General features: G+C 49.2%; 20 protein-coding genes. 10 read left to right on the plus strand and 10 right to left on the minus strand.

Going from position 1 to position 23,586, the window contains the following annotated elements; translation table 11 throughout:
* Window positions 1–12: 12 nt before the first annotated feature.
* The 5 genes from FSU_RS08400 to FSU_RS08420 all read right to left on the minus strand — a co-directional run bounded on the left by FSU_RS08400 (window position 13) and on the right by FSU_RS08420 (window position 6,965).
* On the minus strand, window positions 13–477 hold the full coding sequence (locus FSU_RS08400) for a hypothetical protein (RefSeq protein WP_014546014.1): 465 nt from the start codon (window positions 475–477) through the stop codon (window positions 13–15).
* Window positions 477–1,124 (minus strand): S1 family peptidase, encoded by a 648-nt coding sequence (locus FSU_RS08405; protein WP_014546015.1) that lies wholly within the window; start codon window positions 1,122–1,124, stop codon window positions 477–479. The genes FSU_RS08400 and FSU_RS08405 overlap by 1 nt, the downstream gene beginning before the upstream one ends.
* The gene (locus FSU_RS08410) at window positions 1,124–1,795 is read right to left on the minus strand and encodes a DUF4391 domain-containing protein (protein ID WP_015731978.1); all 672 of its coding nucleotides are present in this window, start codon (window positions 1,793–1,795) and stop codon (window positions 1,124–1,126) included. The genes FSU_RS08405 and FSU_RS08410 overlap by 1 nt, the downstream gene beginning before the upstream one ends.
* Window positions 1,792–5,094 carry a helicase-related protein gene (locus FSU_RS08415; protein WP_014546016.1) on the minus strand — a complete coding sequence of 1,101 codons (3,303 nt, stop codon included), beginning with the start codon at window positions 5,092–5,094 and terminating at the stop codon, window positions 1,792–1,794. The genes FSU_RS08410 and FSU_RS08415 overlap by 4 nt, the downstream gene beginning before the upstream one ends.
* A gap of 167 nt (window positions 5,095–5,261) precedes the next feature.
* Window positions 5,262–6,965: a vWA domain-containing protein gene (locus FSU_RS08420; protein WP_014546017.1), complete on the minus strand. Its 1,704-nt coding sequence runs from the start codon at window positions 6,963–6,965 to the stop codon at window positions 5,262–5,264.
* 151 nt (window positions 6,966–7,116) lie between these two features.
* On the opposite strand from FSU_RS08420, the gene FSU_RS08425 reads away from it, so the two are divergent.
* Window positions 7,117–8,274: an SGNH/GDSL hydrolase family protein gene (locus FSU_RS08425; RefSeq protein ID WP_014546018.1), complete on the plus strand. Its 1,158-nt coding sequence runs from the start codon at window positions 7,117–7,119 to the stop codon at window positions 8,272–8,274.
* A 38-nt stretch (window positions 8,275–8,312) separates the two neighbouring features.
* On the plus strand, window positions 8,313–9,329 hold the full coding sequence (locus FSU_RS08430; RefSeq protein WP_015731979.1) for a hypothetical protein: 1,017 nt from the start codon (window positions 8,313–8,315) through the stop codon (window positions 9,327–9,329).
* A 51-nt stretch (window positions 9,330–9,380) separates the two neighbouring features.
* Here the strand turns inward: FSU_RS08430 and FSU_RS08435 are convergent, their stop codons facing one another.
* Window positions 9,381–9,950 (minus strand): hypothetical protein, encoded by a 570-nt coding sequence (locus FSU_RS08435; RefSeq protein ID WP_015731980.1) that lies wholly within the window; start codon window positions 9,948–9,950, stop codon window positions 9,381–9,383.
* A 29-nt stretch (window positions 9,951–9,979) separates the two neighbouring features.
* On the opposite strand from FSU_RS08435, the gene murJ reads away from it, so the two are divergent.
* Both murJ and FSU_RS16665 read left to right on the plus strand, forming a co-directional pair.
* Complete coding sequence (murJ, locus tag FSU_RS16660; protein WP_041917838.1) at window positions 9,980–10,729, plus strand: murein biosynthesis integral membrane protein MurJ; 750 nt, start codon at window positions 9,980–9,982, stop codon at window positions 10,727–10,729.
* On the plus strand, window positions 10,701–11,573 hold the full coding sequence (locus tag FSU_RS16665) for a lipid II flippase MurJ (RefSeq protein WP_041917839.1): 873 nt from the start codon (window positions 10,701–10,703) through the stop codon (window positions 11,571–11,573). The genes murJ and FSU_RS16665 overlap by 29 nt, the downstream gene beginning before the upstream one ends.
* Before the next feature lie 35 nt (window positions 11,574–11,608).
* On the opposite strand, the gene FSU_RS08450 is transcribed toward FSU_RS16665, so the two are convergent.
* The 4 genes from FSU_RS08450 to FSU_RS08465 form a co-directional block, all read right to left on the minus strand.
* Window positions 11,609–11,989, minus strand: coding sequence for a hypothetical protein (locus FSU_RS08450; protein WP_015731982.1), 381 nt, complete (start codon window positions 11,987–11,989; stop codon window positions 11,609–11,611).
* A 127-nt stretch (window positions 11,990–12,116) separates the two neighbouring features.
* Window positions 12,117–13,538 carry an SGNH/GDSL hydrolase family protein gene (locus FSU_RS08455; protein ID WP_015731983.1) on the minus strand — a complete coding sequence of 474 codons (1,422 nt, stop codon included), beginning with the start codon at window positions 13,536–13,538 and terminating at the stop codon, window positions 12,117–12,119.
* Window positions 13,539–13,712: 174 nt separating this feature from the next.
* A complete protein-coding gene (locus tag FSU_RS08460; RefSeq protein ID WP_015731984.1) occupies window positions 13,713–15,095 on the minus strand; it encodes an SGNH/GDSL hydrolase family protein in 1,383 nt (460 codons plus the stop codon).
* Between the two features lie 123 nt (window positions 15,096–15,218).
* Entirely contained in the window at window positions 15,219–16,976 is a 1,758-nt protein-coding gene (locus FSU_RS08465; RefSeq protein WP_244263599.1) for an ABC-ATPase domain-containing protein, read from the minus strand.
* Window positions 16,977–17,119: 143 nt separating this feature from the next.
* Here FSU_RS08465 and FSU_RS08470 point away from each other — a divergent pair, with 143 nt between their 5' ends.
* From FSU_RS08470 to FSU_RS08495, 6 genes are all read left to right on the plus strand, one after another.
* Window positions 17,120–17,671: a PEGA domain-containing protein gene (locus FSU_RS08470; RefSeq protein ID WP_014546024.1), complete on the plus strand. Its 552-nt coding sequence runs from the start codon at window positions 17,120–17,122 to the stop codon at window positions 17,669–17,671.
* A 107-nt stretch (window positions 17,672–17,778) separates the two neighbouring features.
* Window positions 17,779–18,387, plus strand: a complete 609-nt coding sequence (locus FSU_RS08475) for a penicillin-binding protein activator LpoB (RefSeq protein ID WP_014546025.1) — start codon at window positions 17,779–17,781, stop codon at window positions 18,385–18,387.
* Window positions 18,388–18,602: 215 nt separating this feature from the next.
* On the plus strand, window positions 18,603–19,937 hold the full coding sequence (locus FSU_RS08480; protein ID WP_041260113.1) for a COG3014 family protein: 1,335 nt from the start codon (window positions 18,603–18,605) through the stop codon (window positions 19,935–19,937).
* 103 nt (window positions 19,938–20,040) lie between these two features.
* A complete protein-coding gene (locus tag FSU_RS08485; RefSeq protein ID WP_014546026.1) occupies window positions 20,041–20,805 on the plus strand; it encodes a hypothetical protein in 765 nt (254 codons plus the stop codon).
* A gap of 48 nt (window positions 20,806–20,853) precedes the next feature.
* Complete coding sequence (locus FSU_RS08490) at window positions 20,854–21,582, plus strand: response regulator transcription factor (RefSeq protein ID WP_014546027.1); 729 nt, start codon at window positions 20,854–20,856, stop codon at window positions 21,580–21,582.
* The gene (locus FSU_RS08495) at window positions 21,564–23,483 is read left to right on the plus strand and encodes a sensor histidine kinase (RefSeq protein ID WP_014546028.1); all 1,920 of its coding nucleotides are present in this window, start codon (window positions 21,564–21,566) and stop codon (window positions 23,481–23,483) included. The genes FSU_RS08490 and FSU_RS08495 overlap by 19 nt, the downstream gene beginning before the upstream one ends.
* Window positions 23,484–23,586: the final 103 nt, after the last annotated feature.

Below are 23,586 nucleotides of genomic sequence, written 5' to 3' on the forward strand. Positions count from 1 at the left end.
AACAACTTCCTGTTATGCACCAGAGCTATGATTTCTTTTTTCTTCGCGAGCTTTTAGCCATGCATTTACACCCATTTTCAATACTATAAATAATAAAATTCCAATAACAGGTCCTATAAAAACAGATGCCGTACCAACAATTCCTGCAATAGCTTCTGATATTTTAGCGACAACAGCATACTGAATTATATTAGTATCCGCCAGCAATGTTGTTATTTCGTTCTTATATTTGTCATCTCCTCGCAAAAGTAATTCTAATTCATCCAGAATTCTTTCTAAAGTAGGTGTCTGTGGAGCCTCAGATCCAAAAGGAGCAGTGCTATTATTTGTTACACAAAGCCATTCTCTAGCAACTTTTTCGTAGTCGCCTAAATTAGCATACATTGTTGTTATCATGGACTGCTGATATTTTGGTATAGTTTGAAGCCAGGAATCTGTACCATACTGTTCTAATAGAGCAATAAATTGTTCATTCATTATAGCATCTCCTTAATATATTCTGCAGAAATGGCATGAGTTGTTTGATGTAATGTCATAGGATCAATTCCTCCTAAACTAATTCCTCCTGCACCTTTGGGTACATAGGAGCCAATTAACATCCCCACAAGCATATTATTGTAAATAATCGGACTTCCTGATTGCCCTGGTCGTGATTGAATATTCAAAACAATATTTTTCATTTTTATTCCAGCTCTTTCAATCAACACTTTTGCTCCCACATTTGCATTTTGTTGAGTCAAAACCATTCTTCCGTAGTTGCAGTGAGGATATCCAAAGAGAACTACTTCCTCTCCAACTTTTATCGAATCTAAAGAAGACGTTATGAGTCTCGAAGAAGCTGATCCACTGGATTTTAGAACACATATATCATGAATCGGATCGAATTCCGCAACTTCAAGAGGAAAACACTTTCGATTATTAATAGAGGTATCTTGAAATTCCTGTATAGTTTCCATATCATTTAAAACAATTGCCAATTTTTTTTCATTTCCCGCAATTACATGAGCGGCAGATACAAAGTATCCAGGCTTTTCACTTAGAAAAACTGTGCCCAATAACGAAAAATTATGCCCTTCAATGCGCGCTATAGGAAATACTATTTTCGAAATATCCGAAAAAATCATTATTTCATCTCCTTTTCCAATTTCTTTATCTCGGCCCTAATTTCCACCTGTCTGTTAAACTGTTTTTCGTTGGCGAGTTTCTTTTCCAGTTTTTCGATTTGAGCCTTGATTTTGGCGTTTTGTTTATTTTGTAAAATATAATCTTTTAGAGACGGCTTGGGTTGTTCCGCTTCTCCCTTCGGCAAGCTCAGGGAGCTTAAACTCGCAACGGCATTTGAGGAATCTGCACTGCGGACGATGGATTCGTAGATTTCGTCCATGTTGCTGCCAAACAAATTAAATACGGGTTCGGCGATGGGTTTCCACGGTGTTTCGAAGGATTCCAGGAAGGTTTCGTCCTTCTCTTTTTCTTTGAAGTTCACGAAGAGTTTCGCCTTGTCGTCATAAGTTAACACGAATACGTTGTGGTGGTGCAAATTCTGGTCGATGAACTCGAACAACTTGCGCGGGCACTCGAACGACTTCATCTTGACTTCAAAGACATCGATTTCGTTTACCAGCAAACCCTTTTCTGCGGCCATGGTCTGCGCGGTCAGCTTATTTTGCCAGACAATCTGTTCTACATACTTGACAAAAAGGTTCTTGGTCGCCGTATTCACGGCGCACTTGCTATAGAACTTTTCCTTGGGCACCACCTTGCCCACGAATGTCGAAGAGGGCAGGTTTATCATTTTACCACCAGGAATGTCACGAGTTCAAAATCGTCCAGACCGCGGATTTCGCCGGTGAGTGCGGTGGTCTCGCCTTCGCCAAAGAGACTGTCGATATCGGATTCTTCCTTGACTTCGATAATCGAGGCGATTGCCTGCTGCAAAAGGTCGCTGTACTTGCCCATCTTGCGGCCGTCAGCAGTTTCCTTGTTGAAGGCCTTGCAGAGTGCTATGTCGGGCGTGGCAAGCCCGCGGCAAGCGTGGCGCATCAGGTCAAGAATCTTCTTTGGCGAAAGGTGGTTGCAAACGACGCTGCCGTCTTGCTTCAGGTAAACCATGTAGAAGGGGTGCAGGCGATTCTTGCTGCGGATATTCACGGCGTTGTTGCGTTTGCGCAAAATGTAAATCACGCCGGGCGGCAATTCGCCTGTTTCGTCGGCATGCACGAGCGCATAAATTCCCGTGGGCGCATTTTCAACTTCTTGATGGGTTTCGCGATATTGCAGCAAGTCCATGCGGAAATCGTTCAAGCCCAAATCCACGATATTCACGCCGCCCTTCATGTCTTCAAGGTCAACTACGTCTTCTTTCAACTTGCGCAGTTGTTCCTTGCGGTATTCCAAGTCGCCCTTCTCTTCGGCGCTGATAGGGTTGTCATCGCCAGTGGCGGTCATCACCGAAATTTTCATGCGGGCGACCACACGCGATTTCAGGTTGATGTATTCATCGAGGCTCACGTTGGGCCAAAAGTTCACCAGCTGGATTTTTGCATTCTTGCTGCCGATACGATCTATACGGCCAAAGCGCTGGATAATGCGCACCGGGTTCCAGTGGATGTCGTAATTGATTAGGTAGTCGCAATCCTGCAAGTTCTGGCCTTCGCTAATGCAGTCCGTCGCAATCAGCAAGTCGATATCGCCCGGAACAACGTTCCTGAGCAAATGGCGTTCCTTGGACTGCGGCGAAAAATACGTCAGAACCGTATCGTAATCGGCTCGCAAATTCGGGAGGTTCGTACGGCCATCCATATCGCCCGTCACCAAAGCCGTATGAATTCCATACTCTTTGTTCAATCTCGCAGAGAGCTGTTCATAAAGGTATTTCGCAGTATCGGCAAATGCCGTAAACAAAATTATCTTCTTATTCCCAGGATTAATTGGGGCTTCTATCTTGTTGCAAATTCGGTCATAAAGCGTCTGAAGTTTTGCATCATGTTCAGGCGAAAGCTGCTCGGCAATCTTTTGCAACTGTGCAAGTACGCCCAATTCTTGGCGGAGTTCGTTCAGCCAGCCAATGTAATCCATATCGGCCAAATTGAAGTGCACATCCTTGCCGACGGTAAATTCGTCATCTTCCAGGGCCGCGCTATCGATATCGTAAATAACATCTGCATCTGCGGCCTCTTTGCCCGCATCAACACATCTCTTGTAGTTCTCAATCTTGTCAACTGTTTTTTGAACCAGTTCGTGATAACGGTCCAATGTCAGCCTGAACGAATAGACGGAACTTTCCAGGCGCTTGAGCATGTTGATGCTCATGAGTTTCCGAATGCCCATTTCGCGGCCAAGCAACAAATCCTTTTCTTCGGAACTGTCGATATAGCCCTCGATACGGCTCGGGTGCACAAATCGCGCCGGACTATAAACGCTCATCTGCAATTGACTCAACAACAGATAAATGCTATCGAACGAGATCCCCGCCAAATCAGTCAATTCGGGAGATTCCGAAATAGGCGGCAAACGCTCCGGGAACTTACCCACTTCATTGATGTCGTAAAATTTTTCGATATGCTTGCGGGAACGCGCAATCGTCACCGAATCAAGCAGCTCAAAAAAGTCAAAGTTCAAAGTATCTAGAAGAGCCTGCGTTGTTCGCTGAGAAGCAGGGAGTTTTGCCCATGCATTGTAAGCACTCTGCGCCTGCTTAAAAATGGAATCAATGCCGTTGTTCAAGTTCAGCAAAGAATCCATCTTTTCCGAATCGTCTTCGTAAGCCAAACGCAACTGATTCTTCAAATCGTTAAAGCGATTATTCACCGGTGTGGCCGAAAGCATCAGCACTTTCGTTTTCACGCCTTTGCGAATGACCTGATTCAACAAGCGCTGGTAACGATTTTCCTTGCGATCGGCATCGTCGTCAAAATCATGAACCGAAAAATCCTCGCCCGTCGCTGTGCCGCCATTACGGAAATTATGGGATTCATCAATCACCACAAGGTCGTAATTGCTCCAAATAATGCGGCTCAAGTCAAGGCCATTCGTGCTCCCCGAATCGCGCGAGAGATCCGAATGATACAGTACGTCGTAACGGAAGCGGTCCGTAACAAGCGGGTTGTTTGTTTGGTTGTTCTTGAAGGTCATCCAGTTGTTGTTCAACTTCTTGGGGCAAAGCACCAACACGTTCTTGTTGCGGTTTTCGTAATACTTGACCACCGCAAGCGCCGTAAATGTTTTGCCTAGACCCACGCTATCGGCGAGAATGCACCCGTTGTATTTTTCCAACTTGTTGATGATGGCTAGGGCCGCATCTTTCTGGAAGTTGTAAAGCTTTTTCCAAATAGCACTTTCCTTGAATCCCGTCGCCGAATTCGGCAGAACATCTTCACTGATGTCGTTCAAGAATTCATGGAAAATATTGTAGAGCGTTACAAAGTAAATGAAGTCGGGAGAATTTTCCTTATAGACCGTGGCAATGCTATCCATAACCGCCTGGGTCACTTCTTCAAACTGCGATTCATCAAACCAGCATTCATTAAACTTGTTGATATAGTCATTGGAAAGAGGCGCCGAAACCCTCATGCTGAAATTGGAAATGTTGTTGCCTTTTTCTACACCAAGGCCCACCGCCGAAAACTCATTGAACGGCGTATAAAGCGCGTCATCATCGGGCTGCTTTACATGCATAAACGTCTGATAGTTCAAGTCGGTTATGTTCGTCCGGAATTTTACCTTCTGGCGAATCCATTCCGCACACTCCACTGCAATCGCCTTCTGGTTCAGCTGGTTGCGCAACTTCAATTCAAATTCACTACCGAACAGTGAACGCTCGCGAGAAGACTGCTCTTCGTTGAGTGCTTGTTCTCGTGCGTTACGGGAGATGTCAAATTCTCTACTTTCTTTTGAAACCTGCTTCTTGACAAAAGTCCTTGAAGTAAAAATAAACCGCAAGGAATCAATCTTCCAAAGCTCATCCTTTAAAGTCTCGAACGCATAAAGCGAAAAACTAGCCGCAGCAATCGAAAGTTTTGAACCAGGAATAACAACTTTACGAAGGTCATCCACGACCTTCTCCGTCATATTATTAAAAAACTTCTGTTCCATATAAAAATATTCACCACATCAAGCGGTACAAAAGTGAATATAGACTATTATAGGAACAAGTGCAAATTTGAATTTACGAGAAAAGGAAAAAAGCCGCTATAATAAAAAAATTCTCCGGCTCCCTCCAAAGCCAGAGAATGAAATGTTGTACCTAGTGCCGGCGCATTTTACTCTACATATTTCTTAATCAGTCTTACCATCAAGTTAGCGAGTCGTTCCACCTTGTGGTCCCCCACAGTAGCCTTTATATGAGAATTGCCAATGCCGCTATCATCAGTGAGGAACACATACGTGCCGCCCGTTGCAAGGTCAAAGAATCTCAGCATAAATTCAGTATCCTTGTCAACACCGCTTGCCGCCACAGGGATCAATTTGATACCGTTTAAAGCAAAAAGCGTGATGGACTTCTGGAGACTTTCGATAACGTCATCCTCATGATGCGCAGGCGCATCGAGAATGAGGAACGCAACGCGCGCACGGGCCGATTCATCCCAAGAAAGTTTCTTCAGCGTAGTTTCAAGCGCAGAGTGTACAGCTTCAGGGTAATCGCCGCCATCTTCAGCATTTTGTTCCGCAACGTAATCCTGAATCACGGACACATTCCTGGAGAAGTCATGATGACGAGTGAGGTAATCATCGCCCTTGTCGCGGTAGAACACTGCAGCCGTACGCAGCGGGATATTGCTTTCCGAGCTCGCATGGTCAATGATATAGCTGAGGTCCGATTTGAGGAACTTGATCTCATCTTTCATTGAACCTGTCGCATCTACGATAAATGCAACATCGGCACTGGCTTTGGGGCGCTTCACGTTCTTGTGCATAACAACGTTCATGTTGAGTCTTTCATCGCCTCTAGAAGTAATCTGAACTTGCTCCTTGATTAGCTTGCCATCGACAATCAACGTGAGATCCCTCGCCCTGACTTCATCGAACTCGCCATCCATCAGGCCAATCCAACAATAGGCACGCCCGGTATTATCTGTCTTTGTAACAAATTCAACCTTTTTGCCATTGAGGAGAATGACGGAAACATTTGCTGCACCTCTGCCATTTTGGTCTACCACTTTGACGGCTACAAGTTTCTTCGGGAAGAACTGCCAGTAATCGGTTTTATCACTGAAGTTTTCGTCATTGATGATATCGTCCCAGAAATACCAATGTTCCAAATCGTTCCACTCGCCAGCGGTGAGGAGTCCCGATCTACGTTCATTGGAATCGCCATAGCGTCTTCTGGATTTTCTATACGTAGATTCGTCATCACGCCATTCGCCACGGTCTTCACTATCTGACATCAGATAAACTTCGCTAGCCGAAGCTTCGGCAAATTTATGGCTTGCCCTCGGTGCTGACTTTGCTTTGACCGACGACTTTCTAGCGACACTTCTTGACTCAGAAAGTCGCGAGGTGCTCCCGGCCATCAGCCCGGCCAATCCGTCACCGATTCCGCCAGAGCCTGCAACACCTTCGTTAAACCCAGCGACGACTTTTCCGCGGCGGCCACCGAGAGTTGCTTTTCCGGTCGTGCGTATACCTTCTACTTTTTTAAGAACTTTATCTATATCCTTTGAGTATTTTGCGTCAGTCGGAAACGTCGCGGGCTTTGATGATGAAGCCAACAACTTCAGCGCACCGCTCGAAGGCGCGGCCCTCTTGGCCTTTACCTTCTCTCTGCCTCCATCTGACAATTTGGAACCGTCAATAGTCATCGTAGTCGTCAAGGCAACAGCGGATTCACTTACGAGTGAAACTTCGTCTTCTTTGGACTTTTCGACTTTTGTTTTTTCGGTTTCTTCTGGTTTGTTTTCTTCGCCACAATTCATGCAGAACATGGCACATGCTACTACTGCGATTAAAAGGAATTTGTTTTTCATGATGTCCTCCTTGTTTTCTTTCAAACTAGCACATTCAATTTCGCGAGACCAACAAATCGGCATCGAATCTGGATAAATGTTTTTTACGTTCTGCAACGAAAAAATTTTTTCATAAAACCATGAGTCACCGCGATTTACTATAATTTGGAATATGCCAGAAAAATTTTCAAAATGGGTCGCATGCTGGGGCAACGCCACATCTATCACCGACCGCAAAGAAGCGACTTACGCTAAAGACTTGACTCTCCGCTATCCGATTCGCGCTTGCTTTTCAGGGAGCAAGTTGCGTTTCCATTTTTCAAACCTCACGGGTACAGAGTCCGTACAAATTTGCGAAGCATACGTTGCAAAGTCCGCGCAATCCACAAACACGGCCTACGCACCAACAACAATTACTTTCGGCGGAAAGACTTCTGCAAGCATTCCTCCAGGCGAAGAAATTCTGAGTGACGAAATTGCATTCAACGTGACCGCGGGCGAGACATTTGATGTAAGCCTTTACTTTGCAGATTTCACACAAATGAACGCCGGCACAGCTATCACGGGCCCGCTTTCTGGTGGCAAGTACAGCTACGGCAATTTTGCAAAGTCGGCCACACTCCCCGACGACCTCACGCGCAAAACGAACTGGATTTATTTTCTCAACACAATTGACATTTTCACTGAAGAAAAGAACTTCGCACTTGTCTGTTTTGGCGATTCCATCACGGCACAAGATTGGCCCGACTACCTCACGCTCCGTTGCGCACGAGAAGGTTTCAACAACGTTGCCATCATCCGTCGCGCTGTGAGCGGCACACGCATCCTCCGCGAATACAGCTGTATCACCTACGCCGCTTACGGTCTCAAAGGCGCTACGCGCTTCCCGATTGAAATGAATGTCGCAGGCGCCCGCACGGTCATCGTGCAGCACGGCATCAACGACATCATCCACCCAGTCGGCGTTGAAGTCAACAAGTTCCGTCCGTGGAGCGATATGCCCACCGCAGACGATCTCATCAATGGCGTGCGCTCGCTCTACATCACGTACGCGCGCAAACTCGGTCTCAAGATTTACAGCGGCACACTCCTCCCGATTTACGGTTGGCGCACCTATAACGAAAACCGCGATATCATCCGCACGGCATTCAATGAATGGCTCCGCACCGCACCAGATTTCGACGGTTGCGTAGACTTCGACAAGGCTGTGCGCGGTCACGATGATCCGAAGGCATTTGCCGCTGGATTCGACTCGGGCGATCACTTGCACCCGAGCGCCAAGGCGTACGAAGCTATGGCCGAATGCGTCCCTGAGGAATTGCTGAAATAAATTTGACACCTGACACGTTAATTATTTATTTTAAAAGCATGAGCTTAAAAGAATCCATTAAGCAACTTCAAAAACGGGAGCACATCACGCAAGACGAACTTTTGCGCCGTCTTGGCTGTTCCCGCAGTAGCCTTATGGAACGCAATAGCGATGATGCACAAGTCGCATTCCAGCTCGCTTTCGGGAGCGATTCCGGTCGCATCTCCGAAGCCCCGTCATTCAAGAACGAAGAAGAGCTAGAAAAAATTTTAATGTGGGTTCGCAAGTTCCCTATCCGCGCATTGCAAAAGATGGGTCACATTCCCGAGAACGTCAAGGACGCAGACCTCGTTCGAGCGGTGTTCAAGTTTATGCAAATCGGGAGCATCGCCGGATTCGAAAATTATTACTGCGTCACATTGCCATCTGCAAATCCGCAGACATATGCTGCCTGGACACGCCTCGGCGAGCTCCAGGTCAAGCGCTTGGCAACGGAATTCACACCGGACCGCAACGCCATTATTTCTAACCTGAAATTTTTGCGGACAAATACATTTTTCCACAACAAGGATATCCGCAGCATCGCCCGTGAAACGCTCCACGCTTGCGGTATCGAGCTCATCGAAGTAGAACCGTTCCTCACGGCACCCACGCCCATTTGCGCTTTCTACTGGAGAGGCTCACGCCCCGTGATCCAATTCCCGACAACTAAGATGGAAGATTCCAAATTTTTGGAAGCTTTGTTCCATGCAGTCGGGCACTTGCTTTTGCACGCGAAGCACACTTCGTGTCTGCAACTCGGCGCACTCTCGCAACAAGCAAAAGTTTCTGAAATGCACGCGGCCCGTCCTGAAGAAATTCTCGAACTTGAAGCCGACCGTTTCGCGCAAGACATTCTCCTCTCCGAAGCCGAAGAATGCGAGCTCATCTGTTGCGGTCGCTTTAACGAACGCCGTTGCATCCAGCACTTTTCAGGATTATTCCACGTGCGCCCAGGCATTCTCGTTGAGCGCTTACAACAACAAGGCAAGCTCAACCGCCGCACACTTTTAAACGATTTCAAAATCGCCGTATAAAAAAATCGCGCGGACATTTCGCCGCGCAATTCCTAAAGAACTTTTTTCAAATTAGTAGTTCACAGCAAAGAAGAGGTTCCAGCTCTTGAAGCTCTTGGTAAAGTCAACCTTCGTAGCAAGGATGTTGAAACCAAAACCGGCTTCGAGCTGAACGGCAGAATTGTGGAAGAAGTTCAAACCGACTTCACCGCCCAAACACATACCGAAAGCACCAATCCAGTCGTCAAAGAATGCGTCAACCTGGAAACCAAGACCAATACCGGCGCCGACAAACGGACTTACGATTTCATCAAGCGGAGAAAAACGTCCACCGATAAGCATATTGCCTTCAAGTTCCCAGTCCGTGCCAAATTCGGCATGCCAGTTCGAAATCGCCGTAATAGCGCCGTGGGTCGTCATTTCCCAAATGTGACCGTAGCGGATAAGCGGGAAAGCCGTGACGTGATCCTTTTCAGGATTCTTCACGTCATCCTTATAGTTACTCCAGAAAGAAAGGCCAAAACCAGCCGTCTGGAAACTATAAACCGGACGTTGGAGTTTTTTCTCCGGTTCAATAGTGTCGTAGTTCTGGGCAAATGCCGCAAGGGCGAGGAAAGTAACGAGTAAAAGTATCTTTTTCATGATAAGAAATATATAAATTTTCTGTCAACATGAATAAAGCCGCTGTTATTGTTGCCGTTTCGATGCTCCTGAGCCGCGTACTCGGGATTTTCCGTGAAATGCTCCTCGCCCACGCCGCCGGCGTGTCGCTTGAAAAAAACGCCCTTGACCTCGCCTTCATGATTCCAGACATCCTGAATCACGTGGTCAGCACCGGATTTTTGTCCATTATATTTATTCCGATTTTCACGGGCTACAAAGTCGCAGGTGACGAGAAGGCGGGCTGGAAGTTCTTCAGCAACGTGCTCAACACCTTCGGGCTTGCACTGTTGATTCTCGTGATTCCGGCATTCATTTGGATGAAGGAACTCATCTCGCTCTTGACCGTCGATGGCGTGACGCCCGAGCTTTTGGAACGCGCAACCTATTACGGACGTATTATCCTTCCGGGGCAAATCTTCATCTTTGTCGGTAGCATCCTTGTCGCGGTCCAGCATACTCGCAAGCAGTTCCTGATTCCCTCCCTCACTGGTCTTATTTACAACATTGCGATTGTCGGTGGCGGTGCCGCAGGCCTTGCGCTCACGAATTACACCGGCAACGATTACGGTCTCGCCGGATTTGCTTGGGGCGTTCCGGTCGGCGCATTCATCGGATTTTTCGCTCTCCAGATTTTTGGCGCCAAGCGTGGCGGCGTCCATTATGAATTTATCATTGAACCGAAGCACCCGGATATCGCGCGCTATTTCAAGATGATGCTCCCGATGTCTCTTGGCGTGGGTTCCATGTTCGGCCCTTGAATTTATCATCCGTAGCTTCGGTGCAAACTTTGGCACAAGCGGCATTTCGAGCCTCAACTACGCTTACCGCGTCATGTACACGCTCGTTGCAGTCTTCGGATTCTCGGTCAGCGTCACAAGCTACCCCGACATGGCGCGTCTCGTCAAGGAAGGCGACTTCCCGCAACTCAACCGCAAAATCTGGAAAAGCCTCTCGCGCATGTTCTGCATTTTGATTCCGGCAGTTGTCGCCGTGTGGGCTTTGAGCTTCCCGGCTGTGCGCATTCTCTTTGAACGTGGCGCTTTCCACCGCGAAACGACCGAAGCGATTTCTGAAATTCTCCGCTGGTACTTGCCCGTAAGCCTTGGGCTTTGCCTGCAGGCGGTTCTCGTCCGCAGCTTCTACGCTTGTGAACGCATGTGGGTCCCGACACTTTTGAACACCGGCATCTTTGCAGCGACCATCCCCGCCTACATTTTGCTTGGCGCCCCCGAAGTGGGGCTTGGCATCAAGAGCGTCCCGATTATCGGTGCTACAGGCGCCATTCTGCAAGTGATTTCGATGATTTTCATGTGGGCTAAAAAGAACGGCACTGACGGCATGAAGGAAGCTCTTTTCAACATGGCTCGCGCCCTCGTCGCTTTTGGCATCATGATTGCAGCTGCAGTCGGCCTAGACCACATTTCTGGAGACTTTGTCCGCAATGCAGGATTTATTGCGCTCGTCGTTTACGCTTGCGCCGCAGGAATTGCACTCTTTACGCTTACGCTCATCATCCAGCGTTACCTCGGCAGCAAAGATGCCAAAGACATTCTGAACGAGCTCTTAGGAAAGGTTCTCCGCAAGCTGCACCTCGCACATTAAAAATAGCGGACAAAAACATGTCCGCCACCATTCTACTATAATCTACCGCCGTATTCATCATCTCTCGTCGGCGGTAAAATATCTTCTGGCAAGGGCTCTGACCTTGCCATATTGTCGTCTTGAAATCCGTTGAACATCCACTTGAAAAATCCAACGGTCCCGCCGAGAATGGCGCCAACAGCAAAGCCTCCGGCAGCAGCCGCAAGGCCAAACAATCCTAATTGTTCAACATCTTTACTTGAAGAACCCTCTTCGCTTAACGAACCCGCCACACACATTGCAGCAAAGCCCGGCCCCGCTAAAGTCACCCCAGTATTCGCGGCATAGCGGATCATGGGATTTGGGTTCCGGCTAACAGCGCAGCCCACAAGGCTAAGCGCAAGCAACATGCAAATGACAACTCTCAACAAACTCATATTCCTAATATAAAGCAAACGTACTAAAACACCAATAATCGCATTCCAAATTTGCGACAATGTAGCAAAAATCAAGGATAAAGCGTAAACGAAAAGAGCCCGGCAATTTCACCGAGCTCCATAAAATTTATCGTATCGAGATTCGCGTCTTGTACGAGGTCGTAGCGCCACGAATCTTAACGATGTAATTACCCGCAGGGACTTCGCTCAGCAAGTTCGAAGACTCGAGCGAACCGTCCGCAGGGTTACCGATTCTACCCTTCCACACGATGTGTCCCGTCAAGTCCACGATGCTGATATTCACAGGCTCGTTCACACGGGAAATTGAGATAGAACGGCCGTCCACCGTGACCTTCGGGAGTACCATCTTCACATCGTGCATTTTCTTGAGGGCAATAGTACCCGCATTAGAGCCAATCACCGGTTCTGGCTTCTTGTTCATGTACAGCGGAGCCACAGCTTCGGCCCACAAGCGGTGCATGGCTGCACCACCCGCCGGGTTTGCCGGGTGCACACCGTCTTCAGAAATGAGTTCCGGGTGCGCCAAGAAATAGTTGTAGAAGTCCGGTCCCGGAATCAAGTTGTTATCCCTGACCAGCTTATCGATCGCGTCCAGGAATTCCTGGGGGACCTGCCAGCCAGAGTACACCGGGTTTGTCGCAATCATACGGGCGATAATCGGGGTAATCCCATGAGCCTTTGCAGTATCGATAATCATCTGCATGTTCCTCGTGAACTGCTCGACGGTATAGTCGTTACCCACCCAGGCGTCATTCGTACCCATTTCAATCGCCCAGTACTTCACGTTACCCGCGTATTCTGCATAATACTTAAGAGCATCGGCAACGCCCTGGCTCGTGACGCAAGCGACACCGCCACGGATCATCGCCGGGTAATAGCTCGGGAACCTCGCATGGATCAACTGCGCAAAGTTTGAGTCCACCGCATACTGTTTCATGCCCATCTGCGTGATACTCGTACCCATAAAGAACCATGTATCGTCTCCACCATTGCTTATATCGTATGCACTGACTTCCTCCAAATAAATTGCCGGAGTCGAAGCCAAAATACGGAACCAGGACATCCCTTCAAAATCAATGGCTATACCACGGGATGCCGCACCGCTCTCGCCAATTTCGGCAGCGATTTGCCAGTCACCGTCCACACCGTTTGTGGAATTGGCAGACGTCATGATCTTGAAATTCTGCAACGTGGAACCAATCGCAAGGTTATGCAAGCAACCCTGTGCATACACGTAATCCTGGCTAGCCCATGCTTCGTCACCACGCGTATCCCACGTGATGAACAACTTGGACGGTCCCTGACCCACGTTCAACGCAAAATCATTCACAATGGTAATTTGGTTAGAATCCAATTTACCATCTGTATAGACCAAAGGATCTAAATCATTGGCCACCGCCCCTGCAACGTAGAGGGGTTTGCCCATGCTCACATTAGGGTTTGCCGTAATAGCAAATGCGCTACCACAAGCGACTGCACAACCGAGAGCAGCTCCCCAGAGCATCTGTGTAAATTTAGACATCGACATACCACACCCCATTGTTTTGGCCACCAATCATAAAAATAGGTTATTATGGGGTAAAGTTATAAAATGTATGAAATTTGACATATCAGAAAAGGTGACGCAAGTCACCTTTTGACATTAAAATCAACGAAATTTGGCACAAAATAGAATACTCCAAAAAGGAGTGTTTGCAATTTTTTACTTAACGGATATCTTTGTCGAGTAATTGCTATTTGCACCGCGAACATTCACGAAGTAATTTCCCGCGCGCATTTTTGGAATTCCCGTCGAGCCGTTCCATACGACGTGGCCCATCGCATCCATGATGGTCACGCGGTCATTTTCGCGCAACCCGGAAATTGAAATTTCACGACCATTCACGTTCACGCGCGGCAATGCAAAATTCACATTGTGCATTTTCGGGAGTGACGTGCCTCCACAGCCAACAACGTCGGGTCTATTGGCACACGGATCATCCTTGTACAAAGGCGCCACGGCCTCCGCCCACAAACGGTGCATCGACTGTCCGCCCTTAGGCTCTGCCGGGTGTACGCCATCGCTTGCAGAAAGTTCTTCGGGATGTTTCAAAAAGTAATTGTAGAAATCAGGGCCGGCCGGCAATTCATTATCTTTCGTGAGCTTGTCGATGGCGTCGAGGTAATCCTGATGCACCTGCCACTTTGCAATTTCGGGATTCGTTGCAATCATGCGGGCGATAATCGGAGTAATGCCATGCGCTTTTGCCGTATCGATAATCGTCTGCAAGTTCTTCGTGAACGTTTCAACATTCGTATTGCTACCGCCCCAGGCATCGTTTGTTCCCATTTCAATTGCCCAGAACTTCACGTTCCCTACGTATTCCGCGTAATACTTGAGCGCATCGACAACGCCCTGGCTTGTGACGCAACCAATGCCACCGCGAAGCATCGCCGGGTAGTAATCCGCAAAACGCGCGTGAATCAACTGCGCAAAATTCGAATCAACGGTAAACTGTTTCATGCCCATCTGGCTGATGCTTGTGCCCATGAAGAACCACGTATCGTCCCCGCCATTGCTAATGTCGTACGCACCGACTTCTTCGAGATTTTTCACCGGAGATTCTGCCACAATGCGGAACCAGGACTTGCCTGCAAAATCAATCGCAAGCCCGCGGGACGTAACACCGCTCTCGCCCACTTCGGCAACCGTCTCCCAATCGCCATCCACGCCGTTCGTCGTGTTTGCCGACGTCATCACCTTGAAGTTCTTTAAAGTCGCACCTTCGGCAAAGGAATGTTGGCAACTCGCGGCATGCACAAACTCTTCGCTCGCCCATGCTTCGTCACCACGCGTTTCCCACGTGATGAACAGCTTTGTCGGACCCTCGCCCACGTTCAGCGCAAAATCCGACACCGACGCGACCTGGTTAAAGTCGAGCGTTCCATCGGTATAGACTTCAGGTTTCCAATTGGAATTGACAGCACCCGCCACGTAGAGGTTCTTACCCAGACTCACGTTCGGATTCGCCGTAATGGCAAAAGCACTGCCGCAAGCGCAACCTAGCGCAACGCCCAGCACTTGCAAAACTCTTGTGTTTTTCATTTCACACCCCAAAAACTACATATCCTATTTATTAAGGATATGCTTTTCAGAAAATAAATTATTATGGGGCAAATATCTCAAAAAATTGATTCAGGTGTGGACATTTTTGTCGAGAGATGTTCCTTACCTTCCGTTATCTCGCAGGCGATAGAGCACGCACGCGATATCAATCGGACGCGGTAGGCTCATTTCACGACTCAAGCCTTGCGGCAAGTTGCGGAACCCGACATTCTTGATTTTTTCGCAGAGCGCATTGATGCGTTTCATAATCGTCGCCTTCGAAGATTCGCCATTAGCATCGTTGTTGCTTGCCGCATTCTGGCAGAGGTTCAACAGCATGAACCCAGCACCGAATCGCTGTTGCTTATCCACAAGCGCACCCGCCTTAGACGTATCCGAGACGAGGAAACCGATTTGCAGCAACGTATCGCCCGAGATTTTCACTTTCACCTGGCGCTCCACAGCAGATGCAGGGCGGAGTGACGGGAGCAATGGCTTCACGTATTCCGCAAAGTCGCGGCACTCAGGTTCCACAAATGCGGGCAACCCCGGCACGACTTTCGCAGCATCACCGGCAGCCGAGCCAACAGCACTATCAGAGAGTCCGGCCGCTACATTCTTTCCATTGATTCTTGCGCATTCTGCCTTATACGATGCCATCACGATGATGTTATCCGCCAAGTCCAAAAAGTCTCCGCAAGCGCCCGCCACCAGAATAAAGCTACGGCCCTTGATTTCACGGATGCGGTCCGTGAGCGGAATAAGCGGTTCGCGGTCATCGCCCAAAAGCTTACGCACACGCACATCGCGAATGAGGAAGTTCACGGCAGAGGAGTCTTCGTCAATCAAGAAGACATCGCTCCCCGCTTCCATCGCTTCCATCAAGTTCGCGGCCTCGCTCGTCGAGCCCGACGCACAAGCGGTCGTAAAGTTCTTTGTCGAGATTCCACCCGGCAGGTCACGCACAAACTGCGAAAGGTCCGTGCCTCGCACGCTGCGGCCGTCTTCGACGCCCACGCGCACCGCCGATTCGCTCACGACAATGCCTTCGCGGCCATCTCCCGGAATATGCGGGTAAACAGATTTCGTCAAGGCCTGCAAAAGCGTCGATTTTCCGTGGAACGCCCCGCCCGAAATCACGGTGATTCCCTTCGGGATTCCCATACCGCGGATTTCACGGCCATTAGCAACAAGCGTCACCGCCATTTCTTCGGGCGCCACAAACGGAACAGCCCCTTCCATCGGGAGTTCACTGAGTCCCGATGCACGCGGGAGCACGGCGCCATCCGGCACAAACGCACAAAGTCCACGTTCCTCGAGCTGCGACAAAATTTCCTTGCGCTCGGCAAGCACGCGGTAATGTTCGACAAGTTCCGGCTCTACGCCATCCTTCTTCGATTCGCCCGAATTATAGAGTGCCGCCGAAACCAGGTCCGGCAAGACCATTGTCAAAATCTCGGCAGCGGCTTCCGCCTGAATCTTGCGACCGTCGCCCGGCAAGCGCACCTGCAAGCAAGCACGCAACTCGCCATTGTCAACCCAGAGCGCGTTTCGCACTAGCATTTCAGGTCCAGCAGTGTCAAAGACGACCGCCGCATCCCTGTCGGGGTACTTTTCACGCACAAGCGCAGAAAGCCTACGGTAAAGGTAATCGCTCAATGCCAGGCGGCGTTCAAACGAGCCTCCCCATTCGCTCGGGAAACCAAGCATTAACAAACTCGCCTTGATCATCACGCGAGATGCCGGTGCGTACGGGTCTCCCTGCACATGCAGGAATTCCAGCACAAAGTCTCCAAAATCCCATGAGCGGTCCGCCAAGGACTTGTAAAGACCGTAATTTTTCCCTTGTAAACTGCGAATTTTCTGGTAAAGAGCTTTCATATACATAAAAGTAGTTAAACTAGACCAATTTTACACCTATTATTTACGCACATTTTACGGCACTTTAACATTTGTCCTGTAAAAAAAGAATTAAATTCTAGGTGTGAACTAACTCTTTTACATGCTAATCAGGAGTACAACCCATGAAAAAGCTTTTCTTTTTTGCCTTGATGATGGCATTCCTCTTCACGACCGCTGTCGCTGACGAAGAAGATCCACCTCCGCGCGGCAAGTCCGCAATCGTCAATATCATCACTGAACCGCCTAACAGCGACGTGTTCCTCGGTGGTGAACCTCTCGGCAAGAGCCCGATCAAGGATAAGGAAGTCACTTCCGGCCGCCAGACGCTCGTCGTCATCGACCAGGGCTTCGAACTCGTGAACAAGCGCGTGAATATCTGGCCGGGCAAGGACAGCCGCAACAACTTTGACTTCAGCACCAGAATCCCGAAGGGCCACGTCAAGATTACGACGAACCCGCCGCGTTGCCGCATCTACGTTGACGGTGAACTTTCCGACAAGACCGACGGTGCAGAACTCGTCGTCCGCAACCTCGACGCCGGTGACCACGTGATCCGCGCCGAATGCAGCAACCGCAAGAGTGCAGAAACTCTCGTGACCATCAAGGGCGAAGAAACTGTTGACGCATTCCTCGATGCAACGACCGGTTCCAAGAGCAAGAAGAAAAAGCGCTAATCTTTAGGAAACAACGACTTTTTTTAAAGAACTCCCCTTTTGGGGAGTTTTTTTTAAGTTTTTTTTGTATGTTTATAACATAAATATTTCCAATCTAGGAGAAAAAAATGTCAAAAATTTGGATTTTCGCCATTTGTGCAGGCCTCGCTATATTCTCTGGTTGCGCCAGTGACGGAGGCAAAAAAGTAACCCGTCTCGACACCAACGCCGTTACCGACCTCTCCGGCAGCTGGAACGATACCGATTCCCGCCTTGTCGCCGAAGAAATGATCAACGACTGCCTCAGCCGTCCGTGGTACAACGACTTCGCTTCCCAGAAGGGTTCTGTACCGACTATCGTGATTGGCAAGGTCCGCAACAAGAGCCACGAGCACATCCGCGTCGAAACGTTCATCAAGGATATCGAACGCGCCCTCATCAACTCCAGCAAGGCTGAATTCGTGGCAAACTCCAATGAACGTGCCGACCTGCGCGACGAACTTGCAGACCAGCAGGGCAACACCACTGAAGAAACCACAAAGGATGCAGGCATGGAAATCGGTGCAGACCTCATGCTGACCGGTACCATCAACTCCATCATTGACCAGGAAGGTGGCGAACAGGTTGTCTTCTACCAGGTGGACATGGAACTCACCGACATCCAGAGCCATCGCAAGGTTTGGCTTGGCGACAAGAAGATCAAGAAGTACGTCGCGAAAAGCAGCGTGAAGTTCTAATCTGAATAGTTGGCAGAACTTAGACCGCTACGCTCTTAGAACTTAGTTGAGAAAGCAAATATTCTAAGCACCAACGTCTAAGATCTAAGCTCTAAGTTCTAATAACTTTAAACGCTCGCACCCGCGAGCACTTTTTATATAAATTTGCTTATATGAAACGACTCCTATTACTCCTTATAACAACGTTACTTTTTTCGGCTTGCGCAAACAAGTCCATGACTCGCTACGAGGCGCTCGCCCCGGTATTTGAGCACAATGGCTACGAAGCCGCCATCAACGAAGTCAAGAAGCAGCAAGAAGACCTCTACGGCGAAAAGACCGAGTTCCTCTATTACTTTGACTTGGGAGTCCTCTACCATTACAACGGCAACTACAGCGAAAGCGCTGCCAACTTCGACAAGGCAGAAAAGATTTACGACGACCTCTACACACGTTCTGTAACAAATGAAGCGGCCGCCATCGTCACAAACGACAACATCCGCCCCTACAGAGCCCGCCCCTTCGAAGTGCTCGTGCTCCACGAAATGCAGATCATGAACTACCTCGCCCTCAAGAATGTCGATGGCGCCATGATCGAAGTGAACCGCGCCCAAAAGGCAATGACGGAGCTCTACCAGAAAGACAACGACAAGACTAACGACAACGGATTTTTACGCTACCTCACGGCAATCGTCTATGAAATGGCAGGCGAACCGGACGAAGCCGCCATTGCCTACTACAAGACGGTCAAGGCCTTTAACGAAAACATCCTGAACCTCCCCAAGGAAGCACGCGAGTTCATCATTGAAAGCTTGAGACGCAATGACCGCGAAGACGACATCAAGACGCTCAAGCTTGACAATTCCCTTGAAACGCCAAAGGCAAAAGCCGCTTACGACCTCGGGCAAGAAATCATCGTCATCGGCTACGCAGGCCACGGACCGATCCTCACCGAACTTAGGATGTCCGGAACTTATGTGAGCGGAGGCCTCCTGAACCTTAGCTACAAGGATTCAAAGACCGGCAAGGTGACAAGCTCCACCGTAGGCGCCCCGCCCGTCGCAGGCGCAAGCAACGGAGAAACTTTCCACATCGCATTTGCACTCCCTGAAGCGCATTCGTTCAGGAGCCAGGTGCAGCGCTTCAACGTCACTGTAGACAACCAGTCCGGAATACGTCCCGAAAAGATGATGGCGCTTGACAAGGAACTTGAAATGAACCTCAAGGACGACTTTGCAAACACCATGACGCGTACCGCCATCCGAGTCGTTCTCCGCACGATTGCAGCACAGGCCGCAAAGAAGGCCATGAAGACGGACAATGCGCTATTCAATCTTTTCACGAGCATCGGTACAGACATCGCACAGGACCAGATGGAAAAGGCGGACCTCCGCATAGCGCTCTTCTTGCCAAACTCAATCCAGATGACACGTATCCCCGTCGAGCCGGGTTCACACGAAGTCTCCGTTACGGCAGAAGGCGAAACTGGTACAGTCAAGGTATTCAATTTTGGCAGCGTGCCGGTGAAAAAGGGCGAAAAGAAGTTCATCTTTGTGCCTGCGGTCAAGTAACACCTACATAATTAGGCGAAAAAGCATCATTTTCTGAAATGTAAATACCACTTTGCTAAATAATTATTTAGTTTGAAGTCAAAAACATTCCTAGGAGCAAAAAATGAACTTCAAATTGATCTTTGCAGCAGCTGCATTGCTTGCTACTCAGTCATTCGCTATCGCCGGTATTGGCGCCCACTACACCCCGAGTGTCGGAACCACCCTCAAGGAAGCTCAGAGAGCCGACATCAAGGGAACCGACGGAAAGATCGGTTTCAGCCACGGTAGCTTTGACTACATCCAGGGTTTCGGTTTCAAGGCCTGGGTCGACATTCTCCCGTTCGTCGATATCGAAGCCACGTTCAACATCCAGTTCGCCTCTTACAATGCAGCCCTCTGGGTAGGTGACGGCGAAAACGCTCGCAAGATTCCTCTCGAAATTGAACTCGGCGGTACCCCGTTTGCGAAGGCAACCCCGAAGTACGTCGGCATGAACGCAGACCTCTCCGTCACGAAGCCGTTCTCCATCCCGCTTTTCCCGATCCGTCCGTATGTCGGTGGCGGTCTCACCATCCACTGGAACACGTTCGTCTTGAACAAGGCCTTTGTTGAAGGCGTGTTTGACAAGGCATTTGCTGATGGCAACTATCCTGCAGACGAAAACGAACTCGTCAATGCACTTAAGAGCAAGGTTGTTGACTACGCCAAGGATGAAGGCCTCAAAAAGAGCATCGGCATCCACTTGCTCGCCGGTGTCCGCTTCAAGCTCCCGATCATCCCGATTGCAGCTTATGCAAACGTCAAGTGCTACCTCGGCGGTGAATACGATAGCGATATCGACGCCGGTAACTTTGCATTTGAAATCGGTGGCGGTTTTGCCCTTTAATTTTTGTAGATTAAAAAAAGTTGGTTAGAAGAGAGTAGGTATCCAAGAATGACTCAAAATACAAGCAGCACAAACATCCTCATCATCGAAGATGAAATTGCCATTGCCGAAGGCCTCGTAGACCTCTGCGAGCTCAACGGTTACCGCGTCAAACACGTTGTTGACGGCGAAAGCGGCCTTGCCGAAGCACTTTCCGGACAGTACGGACTCGTACTCCTGGACCTCATGCTTCCGGGTATGGACGGCTTTACCGTTTGCGACAAGATCCGCGAAAAGGACAAGAGCCTCCCGATCATCATCCTTTCTGCAAAGAATTCCGATGATGATATCATCAACGGGCTCAAGTTCGGTGCCGACGACTACATCCCGAAGCCGTTCTCCGTACCGATGCTCCTTGCACGTATCGAAGCAGTGCTCCGCCGTAGCCGCCAGACAATGGAAAACGAAGGCAAGCTTGTGGCCGGCAACCTCCGCGTGAACTTCCGTGAATACACGGGCGTTCGCGGTACAGAAGAACTGGCATTCACCCGCAAGGAAATCGAAATTCTTGAATACCTCTGGAACAACCGCGACCATGCCATTCCACGTTCCGAACTCCTCCGCAAGGTCTGGGGTTATGAAAATGCGGAATCCGTGGATACCCGTACGGTCGACATCCACATCACCAAGCTCCGCAAGAAGATCGAAGACGATCCGGCTCATCCGAAGCTGCTCGTCACGTTCCGCGGTGAAGGTTATCAGATGCGCTCGGCTCCAGAATGCGAGAAGTCAGTATAAATAAAATCACTACATACCTCTCTAGCAAGTACAAGGCTCTTCGGAGCCTTATCCTTGCCTCTAAAGATCGTCTCATTTTTGTGGCGATTTTTATCGTTATTGCGATTCCCGTAATAATGCTTTTAAGCCATTCTTACACACAGTTGCAAACGTCGTCGCTCTTTGGCTACAAGGAACATGCGTTCTCTGTGTTACAGAACTTGAACAAGAACATCACGGCGGACCTCGCTATCGAAGACAGGCGCTCATACGCCGACTATCGATTCATCCGCTCGGTTCCTGTGTTCGGCGGCGAAGAAATCACAATGTCCGAACTTGCGGAATTCCCGCAGAGGAGCCATTACGTCGGGCTCGTCGGGCATTTCCAGCTGGATCCCGCCGGCAACTTGAGCACACCGGTTCTCCCGGATGGCGTGCTCGAAAGAATCCCCATGGTCGACAGGGCAAAGCGTGTTGCCATCCGCAACAAGATTAGCCAGATTCTCAACACGTCAGGATTTTCTGCCATTTCTTCGCCTGTCGCCTTCGCGATGACATCGAGCAGCATGGAAAAGGCAGACACGACGCACAAGAACGACAGCAGGCTCATTGACCAGATTTACAAGCAGGACATCGACATTGCAAGTACCCGCAAAAAGAAAAAGTCTAGCAAGCACCGTGTTGAACAAATTACCGAAACCGGCGACTTCGCCTTTGGCGTTGAATCTACAAAGCTTGACACAACCGGTCTTCTGGTCCGCCTGATCAACACCGAAACGACGCATTCCATGGAAGCAGAAATTGACTTTTTCCAGGCCATCGTCGATTCGAACTATATCATTTTCCACCGCACCGTGAGACGCGGTACAGACGTATTTATCCAGGGCTTTATCGTCGATGCACGTGCCTACCTCACGAACCTCGTGAAAAACGAAATCGAGAAGTACAAGGGCGTCACCAAGGGCAATCAGCAAGACCCGCTCGTGCTCGCATTCTTCCACAAGAACAAGTCCTTTGTCGCCTTCGGCGAACGCAACAACATCACGACGGAACTCCTTTCCGAATCATTGCAGGCGCCGCTCTCGGATATCACCTTCAAGATGTACACCACACAGCGCGCCCCTGGCGGTGAATTTGTCACCTTCATCGGGTTCCTGATGCTTGCAGTGCTTGCGATTGGCTTGATTTCGATTTACCACGTGACGCAGAGCCGCATGAAGCTTGCCTCAAAGCGCCAGGACTTCGTCTCCGCCATTACGCACGAGCTCAAGACTCCGCTGACCGCCATCAAGATGTACGCGGAACTGTTGCAGAATTCCTGGGTCGCAAGCGAAGAGAAAAAGCAAAAGTATTACGGACAAATCGCGAGCGAAGCAGACCGCCTTTCAAGACTTATCCAGAACGTGCTGAACCTCTCGAAGCTCGATGGCAACCGCTGGAACGTACAGCTCCGCATGGACAAGCCAAAGCAAGTCCTTGACGACTTCATCTCTACCTACAGCAAGAACGTTGAAAAGCAGGGATTCGAACTTACTGTCTCTTCGGACACGGATGCAGACAACATCAGCCTCATGATAGACCGCGACGCCATCATGCAGATTCTGATGAACCTCGTCGACAACTCGCTCAAGTTCTCCAAGAACGCAGACTACAAGATGATCAACGTGGAACTGCGCATCAAGGGCACCGACATGTACCTCGCCGTGCGCGACTTCGGTCCGGGCATTCCGCCTTCCGAAATGAAGAAAGTCTTCCAGGAATTCTATAGAGTCGAAAATGAAATGACCAGGCAGACAAGCGGCACAGGCATTGGACTTTCGATGGTAAAGAAATTGTGCGCTTTATGTAATATGACGATTGAACTTGAAAACGCTAACCCCGGTTTGCGCACAAAAATACACTTCCCAAGTCTGTCCATTTGATTAGTTCAAAAGACGAGAGACGAGAGACGAAAGTTTCCGGTTTTCATCGTTTACTATATTTTTTTTGTTCCCTTCACAATGTGGAACTTTAAAAATCTAAAAG

Source organism: Fibrobacter succinogenes subsp. succinogenes S85, from assembly GCF_000146505.1.
Lineage (GTDB): Bacteria > Fibrobacterota > Fibrobacteria > Fibrobacterales > Fibrobacteraceae > Fibrobacter > Fibrobacter succinogenes.

What these genes read in the sequence shown, in the direction of transcription:
- FSU_RS08400 (WP_014546014.1), bottom strand. Translation starts at nt 477, where the DNA reads ATGAATGAACAATTTATTGCTCTATTAGAACAGTATGGTACAGATTCC.
- FSU_RS08405 (WP_014546015.1), bottom strand. Translation starts at nt 1,124, where the DNA reads ATGATTTTTTCGGATATTTCGAAAATAGTATTTCCTATAGCGCGCATT.
- FSU_RS08410 (WP_015731978.1), bottom strand. Translation starts at nt 1,795, where the DNA reads ATGATAAACCTGCCCTCTTCGACATTCGTGGGCAAGGTGGTGCCCAAG.
- FSU_RS08415 (WP_014546016.1), bottom strand. Translation starts at nt 5,094, where the DNA reads ATGGAACAGAAGTTTTTTAATAATATGACGGAGAAGGTCGTGGATGAC.
- FSU_RS08420 (WP_014546017.1), bottom strand. Translation starts at nt 6,965, where the DNA reads ATGAAAAACAAATTCCTTTTAATCGCAGTAGTAGCATGTGCCATGTTC.
- FSU_RS08425 (WP_014546018.1), top strand. Translation starts at nt 7,117, where the DNA reads ATGCCAGAAAAATTTTCAAAATGGGTCGCATGCTGGGGCAACGCCACA.
- FSU_RS08430 (WP_015731979.1), top strand. Translation starts at nt 8,313, where the DNA reads ATGAGCTTAAAAGAATCCATTAAGCAACTTCAAAAACGGGAGCACATC.
- FSU_RS08435 (WP_015731980.1), bottom strand. Translation starts at nt 9,950, where the DNA reads ATGAAAAAGATACTTTTACTCGTTACTTTCCTCGCCCTTGCGGCATTT.
- murJ (WP_041917838.1), top strand. Translation starts at nt 9,980, where the DNA reads ATGAATAAAGCCGCTGTTATTGTTGCCGTTTCGATGCTCCTGAGCCGC.
- FSU_RS08450 (WP_015731982.1), bottom strand. Translation starts at nt 11,989, where the DNA reads ATGAGTTTGTTGAGAGTTGTCATTTGCATGTTGCTTGCGCTTAGCCTT.
- FSU_RS08455 (WP_015731983.1), bottom strand. Translation starts at nt 13,538, where the DNA reads ATGTCGATGTCTAAATTTACACAGATGCTCTGGGGAGCTGCTCTCGGT.
- FSU_RS08460 (WP_015731984.1), bottom strand. Translation starts at nt 15,095, where the DNA reads ATGAAAAACACAAGAGTTTTGCAAGTGCTGGGCGTTGCGCTAGGTTGC.
- FSU_RS08465 (WP_244263599.1), bottom strand. Translation starts at nt 16,976, where the DNA reads ATGAAAGCTCTTTACCAGAAAATTCGCAGTTTACAAGGGAAAAATTAC.
- FSU_RS08470 (WP_014546024.1), top strand. Translation starts at nt 17,120, where the DNA reads ATGAAAAAGCTTTTCTTTTTTGCCTTGATGATGGCATTCCTCTTCACG.
- FSU_RS08475 (WP_014546025.1), top strand. Translation starts at nt 17,779, where the DNA reads ATGTCAAAAATTTGGATTTTCGCCATTTGTGCAGGCCTCGCTATATTC.
- FSU_RS08480 (WP_041260113.1), top strand. Translation starts at nt 18,603, where the DNA reads ATGACTCGCTACGAGGCGCTCGCCCCGGTATTTGAGCACAATGGCTAC.
- FSU_RS08485 (WP_014546026.1), top strand. Translation starts at nt 20,041, where the DNA reads ATGAACTTCAAATTGATCTTTGCAGCAGCTGCATTGCTTGCTACTCAG.
- FSU_RS08490 (WP_014546027.1), top strand. Translation starts at nt 20,854, where the DNA reads ATGACTCAAAATACAAGCAGCACAAACATCCTCATCATCGAAGATGAA.
- FSU_RS08495 (WP_014546028.1), top strand. Translation starts at nt 21,564, where the DNA reads ATGCGAGAAGTCAGTATAAATAAAATCACTACATACCTCTCTAGCAAG.